Here is a 15,822-nt window from a genome sequence, read left to right as displayed (position 1 = left end):
GAGAGCTCGGGGCCGGCGGCCCGAACCGTTGTGGCGGGATCGGAGCAGCCCAGGTCCTCGGCCAACGAAGGATCGACATCGATCAACCGGCCCGCGACAAGCGGAACGGCGGTTGACCGTGAGCCCGCTGCGAGGCAGGGCTCCGGCCAACCGCCGTTCCGGTTGATCTTGGGCGTCGCTAGGCCGCCCACCGATCAGACGTCGTAGTACAACTCGAACTCGTGCGGGTGCGGGCGCAGCCGGATGGCGTCGATCTCGGCCCGCTTCAGCTCGATCCAGGTCTCGATCAGGTCGGAGGTGAAGACGTCGCCGGCCTGCAGGAACTCGTTGTCCGCTTCCAGGGCGTCCAGCACCGAGGCCAGGTCGGTCGGGACCTGGGGCACGGAGGCGTGCTCCTCGGGCGGCAGCTCGTAGAGGTCCTTGTCGATCGGCGCCGGCGGCTCGGTCTTGTTCTGGATGCCGTCGATGCCGGCCAGCAGCAGGGCCGAGAAGGCCAGGTACGGGTTCGACGACGGGTCCGGGCAGCGGAACTCGACGCGCTTCGCCTTCGGGTTGGAACCGGTGATCGGGATTCGCATCGCGGCGGACCGGTTGCGCTGGCTGTAGACCAGGTTGACCGGGGCCTCGAAGCCGGGCACCAGGCGGTGGTACGAGTTCGCGCTCGGGTTGGTGAACGCGAGCAGGGCCGGGGCGTGGGTCAGGATGCCACCGATGTACCAGCGGGCGATGTCGGACAGACCGCCGTACCCGGTCTCGTCGTAGAACAGCGGCTCGCCACCGTTCCAGACCGACGAGTGCACGTGCATGCCGGAGCCGTTGTCACCGAAGATCGGCTTCGGCATGAAGGTCGCGGTCTTGCCGGCGGCCCACGCGGTGTTCTTGACGATGTACTTGAACTTCAGCAGGTTGTCGGCCGTGGTGAGCAGCGTGTCGAACTTGAAGTTGATCTCTGCCTGGCCGGCGGTGCCGACCTCGTGGTGGGCCCGCTCGACGACCAGCCCGGACGCCTCGAGGTGCTTGGTGATCACGTCACGGAGATCGGAGAAGTGGTCGATCGGCGCGACAGGGAAGTAGCCGCCCTTGTACCGCACCTTGTAGCCGCGGTTGCCGCCGTCCTCGATCCGGCCGGTGTTCCAGGCGCCGGCCTCGGAGTCGATCGAGTAGTAGCCGGAGTTCTGCTTGGTCTCGAACCGGACGTCGTCGAAGACGTAGAACTCGGCCTCCGGAGCGAAGAACGCGGTGTCGCCGATCCCGGTGGAGGCGAGGTACGCCTCGGCCTTGCGGGCGATGTTGCGCGGGTCCCGGCTGTACGGCTCCTTGGTCAGCGGGTCGTGCACGAAGAAGTTCAGCGCCAGCGTCTTGGCCTCGCGGAACGGGTCGACGAAGGCCGTGGTCGGGTCCGGCAGCAGGGACATGTCCGACTCGTGGATCTTCTGGAAGCCGCGGATCGAGGAACCGTCGAAGGCCAGGCCCTCGGTGAACACCTCCGGGCCGAAGGAACCGGCCGGCACGGTGAAGTGCTGCTGGATGCCGGGCAGGTCGGTGAATCGGACATCGATGATCTCGATGCCCTCATTCTTGACATAGGCCAACAGGTCGTCGGCTCCTTGGAACATCTGTCCTCCGGTGAGAGTTGTCGGCGGATGGTCGGAGCCCGGCGGGCGCCGACCATCGACCAGGGCTGGACGAGCGGCCGGTGAGTTCTCGCTCGGTGCTCACCGAGGCTAGACATCCGGAATTTCCGTCCAGTTGCGCGATTGTTTCACGGATGTAACAGCCGGGAGTGTCGCCGGCCACCGCGGGTCGGATCGTGATCAGTCCTCGCTGAGTACGTGAGCGAGGGCGTCGTCGATGACCAGGGTGCTGACCAGGCCGGCCCGGATCGCCGCGACGATCGCGTCCCGGCGTTCGGCGCCGCTGCCGGTGGTCAGCCGGACCTCGGCGGCCCGGAGTTGATCAAGGGTGGCGCCGACGATCCGGCGGTCCAACTCGGTGATCACCGGGCAGCCGTCGGTGTCGAGGACCCGGCCGCTGACCTCGCCCACGGCCCCGTGATCGCGCAGCGCCTCCCGGTCGGCTGCGGGCAGCAGGTCGTACACGGCGGAGGAGCCGGATCGCCAGGCCCCGACGGACAGCACCGCCACGTCCAGCCGGTCGCCGCGACCGAGAGCGGCGGCGATCTCGGGCTGTCGGCGCAGGCCGTCCGCGGTCTCGGCGTCCGGGACGACCAGCGGGGCATAGAGGATGTGCGCGGTGCCGCCGGCCGCCGCCGCGACCTCCCGGGTCACCTCGACCGAGCCGGGCAGTCCGCCCGGCGGGTAGATCGCCCCGGACAGCTGGACCACGGTGCACGGCGGCAGCCGCCGCAGCCCGCGCGCCATCGCCGGCGCGGCCCGGCTCCAGGCGAGTCCGATCACGGCGTCCTCGGCGATCAGCCGCTCCAGTTCGGCGGCGACGGCGGCCCCGATGAAGTCGAACGTCGCCTGGGGCGAGCTCGGATGGGCCTCGACGACGATGACGCGGGACAGGCCCCAGCGGTCCGCGACCCGGGTCGACAACTCCTCGTCGACATGGCCGGGCGAGCCGATCTCGATCCTGACCAGGCCGGTCCGCCGGGCTTCCTGGAGCAGCCGCGCGACCTGGAACCGGCTCAGCCCGAGCTCGCGGGCGATGTCGACCTTGGACTGGTCCTCGCGGTAGTAGCGCCGGGCGATGGTCAGCATCAGCGCGGTCTCGTCCGCCCCGTCAGCGGGCGCACCGCCCGGGCCCTTCGCCGTCACCACCGGTTCTCACCTGCCTTCGCTTCGAGTCCACAGTCTGGCGTACGGGGAGCGAGGCCTTGACGGTCCGCTCGCACTCTGCCTAACCTCGTGCACATCTGAGAGTAAGTATCGCTCATATGAGAGTTCGGAGACGATGATGTCCGACACCAGCACCAGCGCCGGCCGGCGGCTCCCGGCTGCCGTGCGGACCAGGAAGGCCCTGACCGCTGCGGTGTCCGGCTCGTTCCTCGAGTGGTACGACTTCAACCTGTTCGGGATCGCCGCCGGGCTGATCTTTCCGCGCATCTTCTTCCCGGGCGCCTCGCCGACCGCGGGCCTGATCGAGTCCTTCGGCGCGTTCGCGGCCGGGTTCGTGATGCGGCCGGTCGGCGCCGTCGTGTTCGGCCACTTCGGTGACCGGATCGGCCGCCGGCGGATGTTGTTGATCACCGTCGCGATCATGGGCGGCTGTACGTTCCTGATCGGGCTGTTGCCGACGTACGGGACGATCGGCGTGCTGGCGCCGATCCTGCTGGTGCTGCTGCGGCTGGTCCAGGGGCTCGGCATCGGCGGCGAGTTCGGCGGCGGTGCCCTGGTCGCGCTGGAGAACGCACCGACCGGCCGCCGTGGCGTGATGGGCAGCGTGCACCAGCTCGGCACGCCGGCCGGACTGCTCGCCGCGACCGGCATCTTCGCCCTGATCCAGCTGCTCCCCGAAGATCAACTGCTGTCCTGGGGCTGGCGGATCCCCTTCCTGCTCAGTGGGTTGTTCCTGTTCGTCGCGCTCTACATCCGACGGGCGCTGCCGGAGACCGAGGTGTTCAGCACCGATGCCGAGCCGACCCGGCGGATGCCGCTGCTGGCCCTGCTGCGGCACCATCCGAAGAACGTGATCCTGGCCGTCGGGGCCCGGCTCGCCGACGCGGTGACGTACAACGTGATCAACGTCTTCGGGATCGCCTTCGCCACCGCGCATCTGGGCATGGACAAACAGTTCATGCTGACCGGCTTCGTGATCGCCGCCGCGGTGGAGATCGCCGTCATCCCGCTGATCGGCGCGCTGTCGGACCGGATCGGGCGGCGGCCGGTCTACGCGTTCGGGATCGTCGTCTGCGGCGTGGTCGGCTTCGGCTACTTCCCGGCACTCGAGTCGGGCAACCCGGTGCTGGCCTGGCTGGCGATCGTGATCATGCTCGCGATCGGCACCGGCTGCATGTTCGCGATCCAGGGCACCCTGTTCGCCGAGATGTTCAGCACGCACACCCGCTACACCGGCATCGGCGTCGCGTACCAGGCGTCGGCCCTGATCGGAGGCGGCCCGACCCCGCTGATCGCGGCCGCGCTGGCGGCGGCCTTCAGCCAGTCCTACTGGCCGGTGGCGATCTACCTCGCCGCGGTCTGTGTGATCAGCCTGGTCTGCATCCTGCTCTCCCGCGAGACCTATCGCGGTTCGTTGACCGAAGAAGGGAACTGATCACGTGACCCGACCTGGCCCGACCCGGCCGAATGTCGTCTTCATCATCACCGACCAGCAGCGGTTCGACACGATCAACGCGCTCGGTCATGATCATGTCGACACCCCGAACCTTGATCGTCTGGTACGGGAGGGCACCTGCTTCACCCGGACCTATGTCAGCGCACCGTCCTGCGCGCCGTCCCGGTCCAGCCTGTTCACCGGGCTCTACCCGCACTCGTTCGGCGTGCTGCGGAACGAGGAGGTGTGGCGGCACTCGTGGGTCGAGCGGCTGGCCGACAGCGGCTACCGGTGCGTCAACGTGGGCAAGATGCACACCCATCCGTGGGAGACGCCGCTCGGCTTCCACGAACGTACCGTGGTCGAGAACAAGGATCGGTTCCACCCGAACGTGCCCTACTACCATGATCAGTGGGACAAGGCGTTGTGGACCCACGGGCTGACCAAGCCGACCCGCGAGGTGCACCGGACCAAGCCCGACTACGCCGAACGGCTGGGCGCCTTCGAATGGGAGCTGCCGGACGACCTGCACTCGGACAACTTCGTCGCCGGTCACGCCCGGTGGTGGCTGGAGACCTACCCCGGCACCGAGCCGTTCTTCCTGCAGATCGGGTTTCCCGGCCCGCACCCGCCCTACGACCCGGTCGACCGGCACCTCGACGCGTACCGCGACCGGGACGTGCCGCTGCCGGTCCGCGACGACGTCGACCTTGATCAACAACCGGAGGCGCTGAAGGAGTTGCGCCGGCACCACCAGGAGAACGATCATGACTCGGTGGTGCACCTGGCCGACCCGACCGAGGAGCAGTCACTCCGGCAGCGCCGGCACTACCTGGCCAACGTGACCCAGATCGACGAGCAACTCGGGTTGATCATGGACGCGCTGGAGGATCGTGGCGTCCTGGACGACACGGTGATCATCTTCACCTCCGACCACGGCGACTGCCTCGGTGATCATGGCCACAGCCAGAAGTGGACCATGTACGAGGCGAGCGTCCGGGTGCCGGCGATCGTCTGGGGTCCGGGCGTCGCGGCAGGGCAGCGGATCGACGCGCTGACCGCGATGATGGACCTCGGACCGACCGTGCTGGAGCTGGCCGGCCTCGAGGTGCCGCACTGGATGGAGGCGCGGTCGCTGCTGCCGGCCCTGCGCGGCGAGCCGTGGGACGGTCGGGAGCACGTCTTCTCCGAGCACGCCCGGGACATGATCTTGACCGGCACCGAGCTGATGACCATGGTCCGCGACGACCGCTGGAAGTACGTCGAGTTCGTCGACTCGGACCAGGGCCAGCTCTTCGACCTGGCCGCGGATCCGGACGAGCTCCGTACCCTCTGGGAGGCGCCGGTCGACTCCGAGGCGGGCCGTGCGAAGGCCCGGCTGGCCGATGTGATCAATCGCTGGCGGGCCCGGAGTGCCTTGCACACGGTGGATTTCTGGCGCGACCACCGCTGACGGCCGGCGGCTCAGGGGCCGAGGATCGCGCCCGGGTTGAGGATGTTGTCCGGGTCGAGGGCGTTCTTGATCTTGCGGGTCAGGGCCATCACGTCGGGGCCAAGCTGATCCGGCAGCGCCGGGCTCTTGGCGCGGCCGACGCCGTGCTCGCCGGTGATCGTCCCGCCGAGCTCGATCGCCAGCGCCATCACTTCGTAGAACGCGATCAGGGCACGGTCCCGGGCCCCTTCCTCGGCGGCGTTGTAGACGACGTTCGGGTGGGTGTTGCCGTCGCCGGCGTGCGCCACGACCGGGATCTCGACCTGGTGCTTGGCGGCGATCTCGCCGATGCCCTCGACCAGCTTCGGCAGCACCGGGACGGGCACGCCGACGTCCTCGAGCAGCAGGGCGCCGCGGGCGTCCAGGGCATCGAAGCAGGCCCGCCGACCGGCGACGAACAGTTCGCCCTCGTCGGCGTCGTGGGTCAGGAAGACGTCCATCGCCGCAGCCTTGGTGAAGGCCTGCTCGATGATCGCGATCTCCGCCTCCCGGGCGCCCTCGGGGGCGTCGGACTGGGCGATCAGCATCGCGGCGGCGTCGCGGTCCAGCCCCATCGGCCGATAGTCCTCGACCGCGTTGATCGAGGTCTGGTCCATCAGCTCCAGCATCGAGGGGCGGAGCGAGCGGCCGATGTCGACGACGGCCTCGGCGGCCGCGACCACGGTCGGGAAGGTGCCGACGATGGTCGAGCGCGGCGGCTGGGCCGGGATCAGCCGGAGGGTCGCGCGGGTGACGATGCCGAGCGTCCCCTCGCTGCCGACGAACAGCTTGAGCAGCGACAGGCCGGCCGAGTCCTTGACCCGCTTGCCGCCGAGCGTGATCGCGGTGCCGTCGGCCAGGACCAGGTCGAGCCCGAGGACGTAGTCGGTGGTGACGCCGTACTTCACGCAGCAGAGACCCCCGGCGTTGGTGGCGATGTTGCCGCCGATCGAGCAGATCTCGTACGAGGACGGGTCGGGCGGGTACCACAGCCCGTGCTCCGCCGCGGCCGCCTTGACCTCGGCGTTGAGCAGGCCCGGCTCCACCACCGCGACCCGGCTGTCGGTGTCGATCTCGATCTTGCGCATCCGCTCCAGGCTGAGCACGATGCCGCCGTCGACCGCCGAGGATCCGCCGGACAGCCCACTACCGGCGCCGCGCGGGACGATCGGGACCTTGTGCGCCGCCGCCCACGTCACGGCCGCCTGCACCTGGCCGGCGTCGGTCGCCCGGACCACCGCGATCGGCGTACCGGCGGACGGATCGCGGGACCAGTCGTGGCGGTAGTTCTCGATCGTCGCCGCCTCCGTGGTCACGACGCCGGGCGGCAATGCGGCGACCAGTTCCTGCAACGGCGACTCGGGCATGGTTTCACGGTACGTCGTCCGTCCCCGGCGCACCGAGACCTGGTCCGCCCAGCGGCACGGCCCGCCTTCACTAGAATCCGCCGCATGGCGAGTGCCGCGGTGACCCGGATGCTCGTCCTCGGCGTCGTCTCGTTGTTCCAGCCGGTCAACGGCTACCAGGTGCTCCGGGAGCTGGGTTCGTGGGCGGTCGAGGACTGGGCCGAGGTGCGGCCGGGCTCGATCTACTCGATGCTCAATTCCCTGTCCAAGCAGGGAATGCTGACCCGGCACGAGCTCACCGAGGCGGACCGCGCGGTGGCCGTCTACGAGCTGTCACCGACCGGCGTCGACGAGTTCCCGGTCCTGGTCCGGCGGGCGCTGGACGGCTCGGCGGGACTGAACCAGGTGATGTTCCAGGTGGGCATGTCGTTCGCTCCGCTGCTGCCGCGCAAGGACGTGGTCGCGGCGATGCGGGGCCGGATCGAGGCGGTGACCCGCTACCGGGACGATCTGCGGTCCAAGATCGGCAACATGAACGTGCCGAGCCATGTCCGGCATGCCCTGACCCTCAATCACACGGTGGTCGAGGCGGAGCTCAGCTGGGTGACCGAGTTCGCCGACATGGTGCAGAACGGGTTCCTCTGGTTCTCCGGTGAGACCGGTGACCCCTGGCAGCCGCCCGAGGACGATGCGGGCTGGGAGATGGTCGAGCAGGCGCGGCGGTACCGGGAGGAGCTGGCGAAGCGGAAGGCGTAAGCATTCAAATTTGACTGTCGGCATTCAAATTTGAATAATTGGATCGAAGGAGGAGCGATCCATGATTCATGCACGCCAACTCAGCCGGACCTTCCTGACCCGTCGCGGTCGCGAGAAGGTCGAGGTCAACGCCGTCGACGGGGTCGATCTCGACGTCGCCGAGGGAGAGATCGTCGGCTTCCTCGGCCCGAACGGGGCCGGCAAGTCGACCACGCTGAAGATGCTCACGACCCTGCTGCGGCCGACGTCGGGCACCGCGACGGTGGCCGGGTACGACGTCGCCAGGGAGCCCGTCCAGGTCCGCCGTTCGATCGGGTACGTCTCCCAGTCCGGGTCGGCCTCCAGCGAGGCCAGGGCCGGCGACGAACTCGTCGACCATGCCCTGCTCTACGGCATCGACCGCGCGACGGCGACCGCCCGGGCCCGCGACCTGCTGACCCGGTTCGACCTGGACGGCATCTGGACCCGCACCGGGCGCAGCCTGTCCGGTGGCCAGCGGCGCCGGCTCGACATCGCCATGGGACTGGTCCACGAGCCGAAGTTGATCTTCCTCGACGAGCCGACCACCGGGCTCGACCCGCAGGCCCGGGCCAACCTGTGGCAGCACATCGCCGCGCTGCGGGACCGGCTCGGCAGCACCGTCTTCCTGACCACCCACTACCTGGACGAGGCCGACGCCCTGTGCGACCGGATCTTCGTCATCGACCACGGCAAGATCATCGCCGCGGACACCCCGGAGGCCCTGAAGTCAGCCGTCCGCGGTGACCTGATCGAGCTGACGCTGGCCGATCCGGGCCGGCTCGGGCCGGCGATCGAGCGATTGCGGGACGTCCCGGGCGCGGTCGAGATCGCGGCGGTCGAGACCACCGTGGCGGCGCGGATCCCGAAGGCCGGCGCGGTCCTGCCCGGGCTGCTGCGTGATCTTGATGCCGACGGCATCGGGCTGGCGGCGGTCGAGGTGCGGCGGCCGACCCTGGACGACGTGTTCCTCACCCTGACCGGGCACTCGCTGCGCGACGACACCGCACCGAGCCCCGAACTCGAAGCCGCAGGAGTCTGATCATGACCTTCTTCCGTGACACGTTCATCGTGTTCCGCCGGCAGTTCCGGCTCGCCGTCCGGAACCCGGCCTGGGTGATCATCGGGATGTTGCAGCCGGTGCTCTACCTGGTCCTGTTCGGCCCGCTGCTGGAGCCGATCGCCGGCCAGCTCGGCACCGCGAACGCGTACACCCTCTTCGTGCCGGGACTGCTGGTGCAGCTGGGCCTGTTCGGCGCGCTGTTCGCCGGCTTCGGGCTGATCGGGGAGTGGCGTGACGGCGTGATCGAGGCCGAACGGGTCACCCCGGCCAGCCGGGTGGCGCTGCTGCTGGGCCGGGTGCTCCGCGACGTGCTGCAGCTGACCGTGCAGGGATTGATCTTGATCGGGCTCGCCTTTGCGTTCGGGCTGCGCGGATCGATCGGCGGGATGCTGCTCGGGCTGGTGTTGGTGATCCTGGTCGGGACGGCCTGTGCCTCGAGCTCGTACGCGCTCGCGCTGGCGACCAAGAGCGAGGACGCGCTGGCCCCGATCCTCAACATGGTCACGCTGCCGTTGCTGCTGCTCAGCGGCATCCTGCTGCCGATGACGCTCGGCCCGGGCTGGCTGCAGACGATCAGCAACGTGCTGCCGACCAAGCACATCGTGGACGGGGTGCGGGCGGTCTTCCGCGGTGACCTGCTCACCGGCCAGACGTTCTGGGGTGTGCTGTGGGCGATCGTCCTCGCCGCGGCGGGGCTCTGGATCGGCACCCGGACGTTCCGCCGTCAGAACGCCTGACCGTCGAGTTCCACCAGGTGTCTCCCCATCGTGGCGGCGATGGGGAGACCGGTCAGGATCTCGACATAGAGGAACTGGCCCTGCGGGTTCAGCTCGAGGAAGTAGAGCGTGCCGTCCCAGCCCTCCTTGAGATCGATCGTCGCGTACGCCAGCCCGAGCGCCGTCATCAACCGCACCAGTGAGGCCTGGACCCCCGCGGGCAGGTCGTACCGTGTCACCGGCACGTCGAGATCGAGCCGGGAGTCCACCGGGCCCGGGTTCCGGCCGCGGTCGAAGGCGACGGCGAGCGCCTCGGTTCCGATCATGGTGACCCGGATGTCGCGCGGACCCTCGACGAGTTCCTGGAAGATCGTCGGCGCCAGCCGAAGTCGATCAAGGTCGGCCCGGTGCCGCTCGTCCCAGCGGGACGTGGCCAGCAGCCGGTCGGCGGGTCCGGTCATCACCTTGTGCACGACCCGCCCGGCGTGGTCGTCGATGAAGGCGGCCGCGTCCACCGGATCGCTGGTGATCAAGGTCTCCGGGATCAGAAGTCCGGCGCGCGGCGCCAGCGCGAGCTGGGCCGGTTTCGTCGCGGCCCGCTGGGCACCGAGCGGGCTGACGGCGGTCGGGCCCTCGGCGAGGCCGTACAGCAGATCGCGCCATTCCGCCGCCGCGAACCGGCGCTGTTCGGTGTCGATGATCGCGGGCGCGACGGTGGCCGCACCGACCCGCCGGGTCCAGACCGCTCCGGCGTCGTCGAGGTCCAGCGCCCGAGAGTCGTCGCTCGCTCGAATCGATCTTCGCAGCCGCGGGCCGGCGTAGTGCAGCGACGCCATCGCTCCCGAACCCGCGGTCCGCCAATCGACGATCTCCACCCGGCCACCGAGCCGTACGATCTCCTGGGAGACCCGCCGGGCGTGAACGTCCGCCGCCGGGGCGAGGATGATGATCAACCTTCGTCCGTGAGGTTCCAGCGACGGGTGTAGTCCCGTTCCAGCTCGCGGTAGGTGGGCGAGGCGAAGGTCGGGCTGACGTCCCGGCGAGCGGCGTAGGGAAACGTGGCCTGGCCGAACGCGTCGCCGGCGAACAGGGCATCGGCGTCCTGAACCGCCAGCACCGAAGCACCTTCCGCGAGGACCAGTTCGACTCGTGCCGCCTCGGCGCCGGGCAGGGGCTCGATCGTCCGGCAGTCCGCCACGTCCGGCGCGGCGAAGTCGACGCAAACCTCCGTCAGCAGGAGTCGGACCCGCCCGGGCGGCGCGCCGATCGCGAGCCCGGTGATGACCACCCGGTCCTGGTCGGGCTCGCCGAGGCGGGGGAGTCGGTCCAGCCACTCTTGATCTTGAGCCATGCTCAGAACCAGATCTCCTCGGCTTCGACGACGTGGGAGTCGTCCCCCTCCGAACCGTGGATCCCGTCGTCGGTCATGTCGTGTTCCAACGGATCCCCGGTCAGCGTCGCGGTCTCGCTGTGGATCGGGATCGTCCAGGTCGTGTGGCTCGAATCGAAGGCGAGGCTCTCTCCGCCACCGCGGGGAAACACCTGGACCCGTCGGAGTTGGGTGATCATCGCCGGATCCTTCACGTCGACCTCGACGACCTCCGAGGACGCGCCGGGAGCCTCCACCCGCCGCAGGTCGGTGATCTCCTCGACCGGGACCCCGATGATGCCGGTCCGGACCGCGAGGTGCACGTAGCCATCGCTCTTGCCGACGGCGAATCCGGTGATGGTGATCGTTTCCGGGGCCTGTTGGAGCCGGCCCAGGAGATCGTCGAGCTCAGTCATCGTTGACTCCGATCAGGGGTGGACCGCAGGTCCCGCCGCCCTGCGCTGGATTCCTCTCCATGGTCCACCAGGAAAGGGGTGCTGTCAGTCGAACCGCGAACTCCGGACCGTCGACCCCGAAACCCCACAGAAATTGTTCGGTTCGGCGTGCAACGGATCCGGTCGCCGGACCGTATCGGTCGTGAGCGGCACGGGGCCGCTCGACATCGAGGGGGTCTGATGACCAGATATCGACTGCGGCGGGCGACTGTGGGCGCCCTGACCGCGGTGGCCATGAGTGCGGGGATCGGTGGAGCGGCGTACGCTCCCGCGGCTGCGGCGCCGAAGGACCCGCAGCTCAAGCTCGAAGCGGCGACCAAGAACATCACTGCGGAGAACTGGGACGGCGAGACCGCCGTCCCGCTCAACCTCTATGCGGTCGCCGGCCCGCGACCATTCGAGATCCGGGCGTACCGGACCTCCTACAGCCGGCCGATCAGTGCCTGGCAGGTGAAGCCGGGCGCCGATCGGCGGATCCCGGAGAGTTCGGTGCCGACGTTCGGCGGCCTGCGGAAGTTCTTCACCGTGCGGATTGTCGACGCGAAGGGGAAGCAGGTCCTGGAGCGCAAGCTCGACTTCTGTCCGAGCGCGTCGGAACAGGTCCGGCGCCGGCCGGACGCACCGGCCACGTCGCCGTATCCGGTCGGGTGCCTGGCGAATCCGTACACGACCGGGGCGGTGTGGGGGATCGAGCGGGGCTTCGCGGTCCGCGCGGTCGACTACCTCGAGACGAAGCTCAAGCCCGGTGCGTACAAGATCACCACGACCATCCCGAAGGGCTACCGGGACCTGTTCGAGATCCCGGCCGCGGCCGCGACCAGCACCGTCAACCTGAAGGTGATCAAGGGCGCCGAGGAGAAGCTGCTGACTCACCGGCGGGAGCGTACGGCGCCGCCGGACCAGCCCGCACCGGTCCGGCCGACCGGCCGTTCCTTGATCACCAAGCCGACCGGGCCGCTGCCCGATCTGCGGTCCCTGCCGGCCTGGGGGATCATGATCGACCGCGGTCGCTATCTCGATTTCTCTGCCACGGTGTGGAATGCGGGACCCTCCCCGCTGGTCGTGGACGGCTTCCGTCAAGATCAGAACGAGGACCTGATGGACGCCTATCAGTACTTCTTCAACAGCTCGGGGAAGCAGATCGGGCATCGCCGGGTCGGCACCATGGAGTGGGACGCACGGGACGGTCACGAGCACTGGCACTTCACCGACTTCGCCCGCTACCGGCTGCTGGACGAGAACAAGAAGGTGGTCGTGCGCAGTCAGAAGGAGGCGTTCTGCCTGGCCAACACCGACGCGATCGACTACACGATCAAGGGCGCGAACTGGAAGCCGGAGAACACCGACCTGCACACGGCCTGCGGCGACCGCTCGTCGATCGGCATCCGCGAGGTGCTGGCCAGCGGCTCCGGCGACACCTACGTCCAGTCGCTGCCCGGCCAGTCCTTCGATCTCAAGGGATTGAAGAACGGCGTCTACTACATCGAGGTGACGGCGAACCCGGAACGGAAGCTGGTCGAGACCAGCACCGGGAACAACACCACCTACCGCAAGGTCACCATCGGCGGCACGAACGGTCATCGCACGGTGAAGGTCGCCAAGATCGGCGTGATCACCGAGCCGCCGCCGGACGGCGAGGAGCACTGAGCGCGTCCAACGCGCGCTGAGCCTGTCGAAGCATGTCCTGAGCCTGTCGAAGGTGCCGAGCCCGATCGGGCTTTGCCCTTCGACAGGCTCAGGGAAACGTGGTCGAACCCATCTCACGGGAGTAGGGTCAGCCCGTGCGTATCCAAGGGTCCGCGCCTGTTTCTGCGGCTGCGGCGTTCGTGCTCGGGATGTCCCTGCTCCTCGGCGCCTGCGGCGGCGCTCCGCCCACCGCCACGGCGCGGTCCGCAGGAGTCGTCTCCGAGGCGTCCGCCGGCCGGCCGGTCGAGCCGCTGACCGTGGCGGCGGCGTCGCCGAAGGCGGCTCCGAGGGCGGCCGCGAAACCGGCTCGGCGGGCGGTCGACTGCAAGAAGCGGAAGTGCATCGCGCTCACGTACGACGACGGGCCGAGCCCGAGGAACACTGCCAAGCTGATCAAGATCCTGAAGAAGCACAAGGCGAGGGCGACGTTCTTCCAGCTCGGCCAGCTGGCCCGGCGGTATCCGAAGCTGGTCCGGAAGGTCCATCAGGCCGGGTCCGAGGTGGCGAACCACTCGTGGGACCACGACTCGCTGAACCGCAAGTCGGTCCGGGGCGCCCGACAGGACCTCAAGCGGGCTTCGGCGGCGCTCGAGAAGGGCTGCCGTTGCCGGGTCAGGCTGATGCGACCGCCGTACGGCGCGACCGACCGGGGCGTGGACAAGGCGGCCAGGAAGGCCGGCCTGGCTGAGATCCTGTGGGACGTCGACACGCTCGACTGGTCCAGCCGCAACCCGAGCAAGATCAAACGCAAGGTGCTGCGCGGGGCGAAGCGGAATCGGATCGTGCTGATGCACGACATCCACCGGACCACCATCGCCGCCCAGGAGGGCATCATCAAGGCCCTGAAGAAGCGCGGCTACACGCTGGTCACGGTGAGCGAACTGCTCGGCAAGCCCAAGGCCGGCAAGCGTTACCCCAAGTCCTGGCGCTGATCAGCTGAGCCGCTCGGCGGTCTCCAGCCACTCCAGCTCCAGCGTTTCCCGTTCGGACGTCAGACCGTCCAGGTCACGCTGGAGTTCGGCCAGCCGCTGGTAGTCCGCGGCGGCCTCGGCCATCTGATCATGAAGCTTGCCGATCGCGGTCTCGGCCCGCTGCAGCCGCTGCTCGATCCGGGCCAGGTCCTTCTTCGTCTGCCGCTCCTCGGCCGCCGAGAGCTTCGGGGCGGGGGCCGATTCCGGCGCCGACTCCGGGACCTCGGCCGTCGCCGGGGCGTTGCGGCGATGATCAAGGTACTGGTCGATCCCGCCCGGGAGCAGGACGCAGCGGCCGTCACCCATCAGCGCGTACGTCACGTCGCAGACCCGCTCCAGGAAGTAGCGATCATGGGTGACCACGATCAGGGTTCCCGGCCAGCGATCCAGATAGTCCTCGATCACCGTCAGGGTGTCGATGTCGAGATCGTTGGTCGGCTCGTCGAGCAGCAGCACGTTCGGCTCCGCGAGCAGGATCCGGAGGAACTGCAGCCGCCGGCGTTCGCCGCCCGACAGGTCGCCGACCCGGGCCATCAGCTTGTCGCCGGTGAAGCCGAAGTCCTCCAACAGCGAGGTCGCGCTGATCTCCTTGCCGGAAGCGAGCTGGGTGACGTTGGCGCTGACCGAGTCCCGGACCCGGTCGTCCTCGGGCAGCTCGCCGACCGTCTGGCTGAGCTGGCCGAGCTGGACGGTCCGGCCGCGCTTGATGGTCCCCGCGTCCGGTTCCCGTTCGCCGGCCAGCAACCGGAGCAGCGTGGTCTTGCCGGCGCCGTTGACCCCGATCAGGCCGATCCGCATCCCGGGCCCGATCGACCAGTCCAGGTTCGTGATCAACTCCCGGTCGCCGACCCGCAGCGCGATCCGGTGCAGGTCGAACACGTCCTTGCCCAGCCGGCTGGTCGCCAGCCGGCTCAGCTCGACGGTGTCCCGGGGCGGCGGCTCGTCCTCGATCAGCACGGTGGCCGCCTCGGTCCGGAACTTCGGCTTCGAGGTGCGGGCCGGCGCTCCGCGGCGCAGCCAGGCCAGCTCCTTGCGGAGCAGATTGGCCCGCCGGGACTCGATCTGGGCGGCCTGCCGGGCCCGTTCGGCCCGGGCCAGCACGTACGCCGCATAGCCGCCGTCGTAACCGTCGACGACGCCGTCGTGGACCTCCCAGATCCGGGTGCAGATCGCGTCCAGGAACCAGCGGTCGTGGCTCACCACGAGCATCGCGGTGCGGCCCTGCTGCAGCGCGCGGAGATGCTCGGCCAGCCAGGCGACCGCCTCGACGTCGAGATGGTTGGTCGGCTCGTCCAGCACCAGCAGGTCGTGGCCGGCCAGCATCAGCCGGACCAGCGCGGTCCGGCGTCGCTCACCCCCGCTCAGTGTCGCGATCCGGGTGTCGAGATCGACGTCGCCGAGCAGGTGCTGCACGATCGAGCGGGTGACCGGGTCGGCCGCCCAGACATGATCATCGGCGCCGCCGACGATCACCGTGCGGACGGTCTCGTCGGGCGCGAAGTCGTCGGTCTGGTGCAGGTAGCCGATCGAGGCGCCGCCGGACCGGGTGACCCGGCCGCTGTCCGGTTCCAGGGTGCCGGTCAGGATGCGCAGCAGGGTGGTCTTGCCGTCGCCGTTGCGGCCGACGACGCCGATCACATCGCCGCGGTCCAGGCCGAGGCTGACCTCGTCGAGCAGGGTCCGGGTGCCGAAGGCGATGCTGATCCGCTCGGCGTTCACGAGGTTGGCCACGGGT

General features: G+C 69.2%; 14 protein-coding genes. 7 read left to right on the top strand and 7 right to left on the bottom strand.

Features of this window, described 5'->3' with window-relative positions:
• Positions 1-194: 194 nt before the first annotated feature.
• Together glnA and AC6CCG_RS26700 are read right to left on the bottom strand one after the other, a co-directional pair.
• Positions 195-1,616, bottom strand: a complete 1,422-nt coding sequence (gene glnA / locus AC6CCG_RS26705; RefSeq protein WP_496657805.1) for a type I glutamate--ammonia ligase — start codon at positions 1,614-1,616, stop codon at positions 195-197.
• A 198-nt stretch (positions 1,617-1,814) separates the two neighbouring features.
• Entirely contained in the window at positions 1,815-2,783 is a 969-nt protein-coding gene (locus AC6CCG_RS26700; protein ID WP_496657804.1) for a sugar-binding transcriptional regulator, read from the bottom strand.
• Between the two features lie 133 nt (positions 2,784-2,916).
• On the opposite strand from AC6CCG_RS26700, the gene AC6CCG_RS26695 reads away from it, so the two are divergent.
• Together AC6CCG_RS26695 and AC6CCG_RS26690 are read left to right on the top strand one after the other, a co-directional pair.
• Complete coding sequence (locus AC6CCG_RS26695) at positions 2,917-4,236, top strand: MFS transporter (protein WP_496657803.1); 1,320 nt, start codon at positions 2,917-2,919, stop codon at positions 4,234-4,236.
• Positions 4,237-4,240: 4 nt separating this feature from the next.
• Positions 4,241-5,689 (top strand): sulfatase family protein, encoded by a 1,449-nt coding sequence (locus AC6CCG_RS26690; RefSeq protein ID WP_496657802.1) that lies wholly within the window; start codon positions 4,241-4,243, stop codon positions 5,687-5,689.
• 11 nt (positions 5,690-5,700) lie between these two features.
• Here the strand turns inward: AC6CCG_RS26690 and AC6CCG_RS26685 are convergent, their stop codons facing one another.
• The gene (locus AC6CCG_RS26685; protein ID WP_496657801.1) at positions 5,701-7,074 is read right to left on the bottom strand and encodes an FAD-binding oxidoreductase; all 1,374 of its coding nucleotides are present in this window, start codon (positions 7,072-7,074) and stop codon (positions 5,701-5,703) included.
• Positions 7,075-7,158: 84 nt separating this feature from the next.
• On the opposite strand from AC6CCG_RS26685, the gene AC6CCG_RS26680 reads away from it, so the two are divergent.
• From AC6CCG_RS26680 to AC6CCG_RS26670, 3 genes are all read left to right on the top strand, one after another.
• Positions 7,159-7,809, top strand: coding sequence for a PadR family transcriptional regulator (locus tag AC6CCG_RS26680; protein ID WP_496657800.1), 651 nt, complete (start codon positions 7,159-7,161; stop codon positions 7,807-7,809).
• Positions 7,810-7,870: 61 nt separating this feature from the next.
• Complete coding sequence (locus tag AC6CCG_RS26675) at positions 7,871-8,869, top strand: ATP-binding cassette domain-containing protein (RefSeq protein ID WP_496657799.1); 999 nt, start codon at positions 7,871-7,873, stop codon at positions 8,867-8,869.
• 2 nt (positions 8,870-8,871) lie between these two features.
• A complete protein-coding gene (locus AC6CCG_RS26670) occupies positions 8,872-9,627 on the top strand; it encodes an ABC transporter permease (protein ID WP_496657798.1) in 756 nt (251 codons plus the stop codon).
• Here the strand turns inward: AC6CCG_RS26670 and AC6CCG_RS26665 are convergent.
• Genes AC6CCG_RS26665 through AC6CCG_RS26655 form a run of 3 tightly spaced genes read right to left on the bottom strand, consistent with a single transcriptional unit; the run spans position 9,615 to position 11,391 of the window.
• Complete coding sequence (locus AC6CCG_RS26665) at positions 9,615-10,559, bottom strand: ATP-grasp domain-containing protein (protein WP_496657797.1); 945 nt, start codon at positions 10,557-10,559, stop codon at positions 9,615-9,617. The two genes, AC6CCG_RS26670 and AC6CCG_RS26665, sit on opposite strands and share 13 nt — an antisense overlap.
• Positions 10,556-10,957, bottom strand: a complete 402-nt coding sequence (locus AC6CCG_RS26660) for a hypothetical protein (RefSeq protein ID WP_496657796.1) — start codon at positions 10,955-10,957, stop codon at positions 10,556-10,558. Before AC6CCG_RS26660 ends, AC6CCG_RS26665 begins: the two co-directional genes overlap by 4 nt.
• A gap of 2 nt (positions 10,958-10,959) precedes the next feature.
• Positions 10,960-11,391: a hypothetical protein gene (locus AC6CCG_RS26655; RefSeq protein ID WP_496657795.1), complete on the bottom strand. Its 432-nt coding sequence runs from the start codon at positions 11,389-11,391 to the stop codon at positions 10,960-10,962.
• A gap of 219 nt (positions 11,392-11,610) precedes the next feature.
• On the opposite strand from AC6CCG_RS26655, the gene AC6CCG_RS26650 reads away from it, so the two are divergent.
• Positions 11,611-13,077, top strand: a complete 1,467-nt coding sequence (locus AC6CCG_RS26650) for a lysyl oxidase family protein (RefSeq protein WP_496657794.1) — start codon at positions 11,611-11,613, stop codon at positions 13,075-13,077.
• A 134-nt stretch (positions 13,078-13,211) separates the two neighbouring features.
• Positions 13,212-14,048, top strand: coding sequence for a polysaccharide deacetylase family protein (locus AC6CCG_RS26645; RefSeq protein WP_496657793.1), 837 nt, complete (start codon positions 13,212-13,214; stop codon positions 14,046-14,048).
• Here the strand turns inward: AC6CCG_RS26645 and AC6CCG_RS26640 are convergent, their stop codons facing one another.
• Positions 14,049-15,818 (bottom strand): ABC-F family ATP-binding cassette domain-containing protein, encoded by a 1,770-nt coding sequence (locus AC6CCG_RS26640; RefSeq protein ID WP_496657792.1) that lies wholly within the window; start codon positions 15,816-15,818, stop codon positions 14,049-14,051.
• Positions 15,819-15,822: the final 4 nt, after the last annotated feature.

Source organism: Microlunatus sp. YIM B11417 (assembly GCF_059617205.1).
Note: the sequence above shows the minus strand (reverse complement) of the source record. Positions and strands in the feature narration are given on the sequence as shown.

What these genes read in the sequence shown, in the direction of transcription:
- glnA (WP_496657805.1), bottom strand. Translation starts at nt 1,616, where the DNA reads ATGTTCCAAGGAGCCGACGACCTGTTGGCCTATGTCAAGAATGAGGGC.
- AC6CCG_RS26695 (WP_496657803.1), top strand. Translation starts at nt 2,917, where the DNA reads ATGATGTCCGACACCAGCACCAGCGCCGGCCGGCGGCTCCCGGCTGCC.
- AC6CCG_RS26685 (WP_496657801.1), bottom strand. Translation starts at nt 7,074, where the DNA reads ATGCCCGAGTCGCCGTTGCAGGAACTGGTCGCCGCATTGCCGCCCGGC.
- AC6CCG_RS26680 (WP_496657800.1), top strand. Translation starts at nt 7,159, where the DNA reads ATGGCGAGTGCCGCGGTGACCCGGATGCTCGTCCTCGGCGTCGTCTCG.
- AC6CCG_RS26675 (WP_496657799.1), top strand. Translation starts at nt 7,871, where the DNA reads ATGATTCATGCACGCCAACTCAGCCGGACCTTCCTGACCCGTCGCGGT.
- AC6CCG_RS26670 (WP_496657798.1), top strand. Translation starts at nt 8,872, where the DNA reads ATGACCTTCTTCCGTGACACGTTCATCGTGTTCCGCCGGCAGTTCCGG.
- AC6CCG_RS26660 (WP_496657796.1), bottom strand. Translation starts at nt 10,957, where the DNA reads ATGGCTCAAGATCAAGAGTGGCTGGACCGACTCCCCCGCCTCGGCGAG.
- AC6CCG_RS26655 (WP_496657795.1), bottom strand. Translation starts at nt 11,391, where the DNA reads ATGACTGAGCTCGACGATCTCCTGGGCCGGCTCCAACAGGCCCCGGAA.
- AC6CCG_RS26650 (WP_496657794.1), top strand. Translation starts at nt 11,611, where the DNA reads ATGACCAGATATCGACTGCGGCGGGCGACTGTGGGCGCCCTGACCGCG.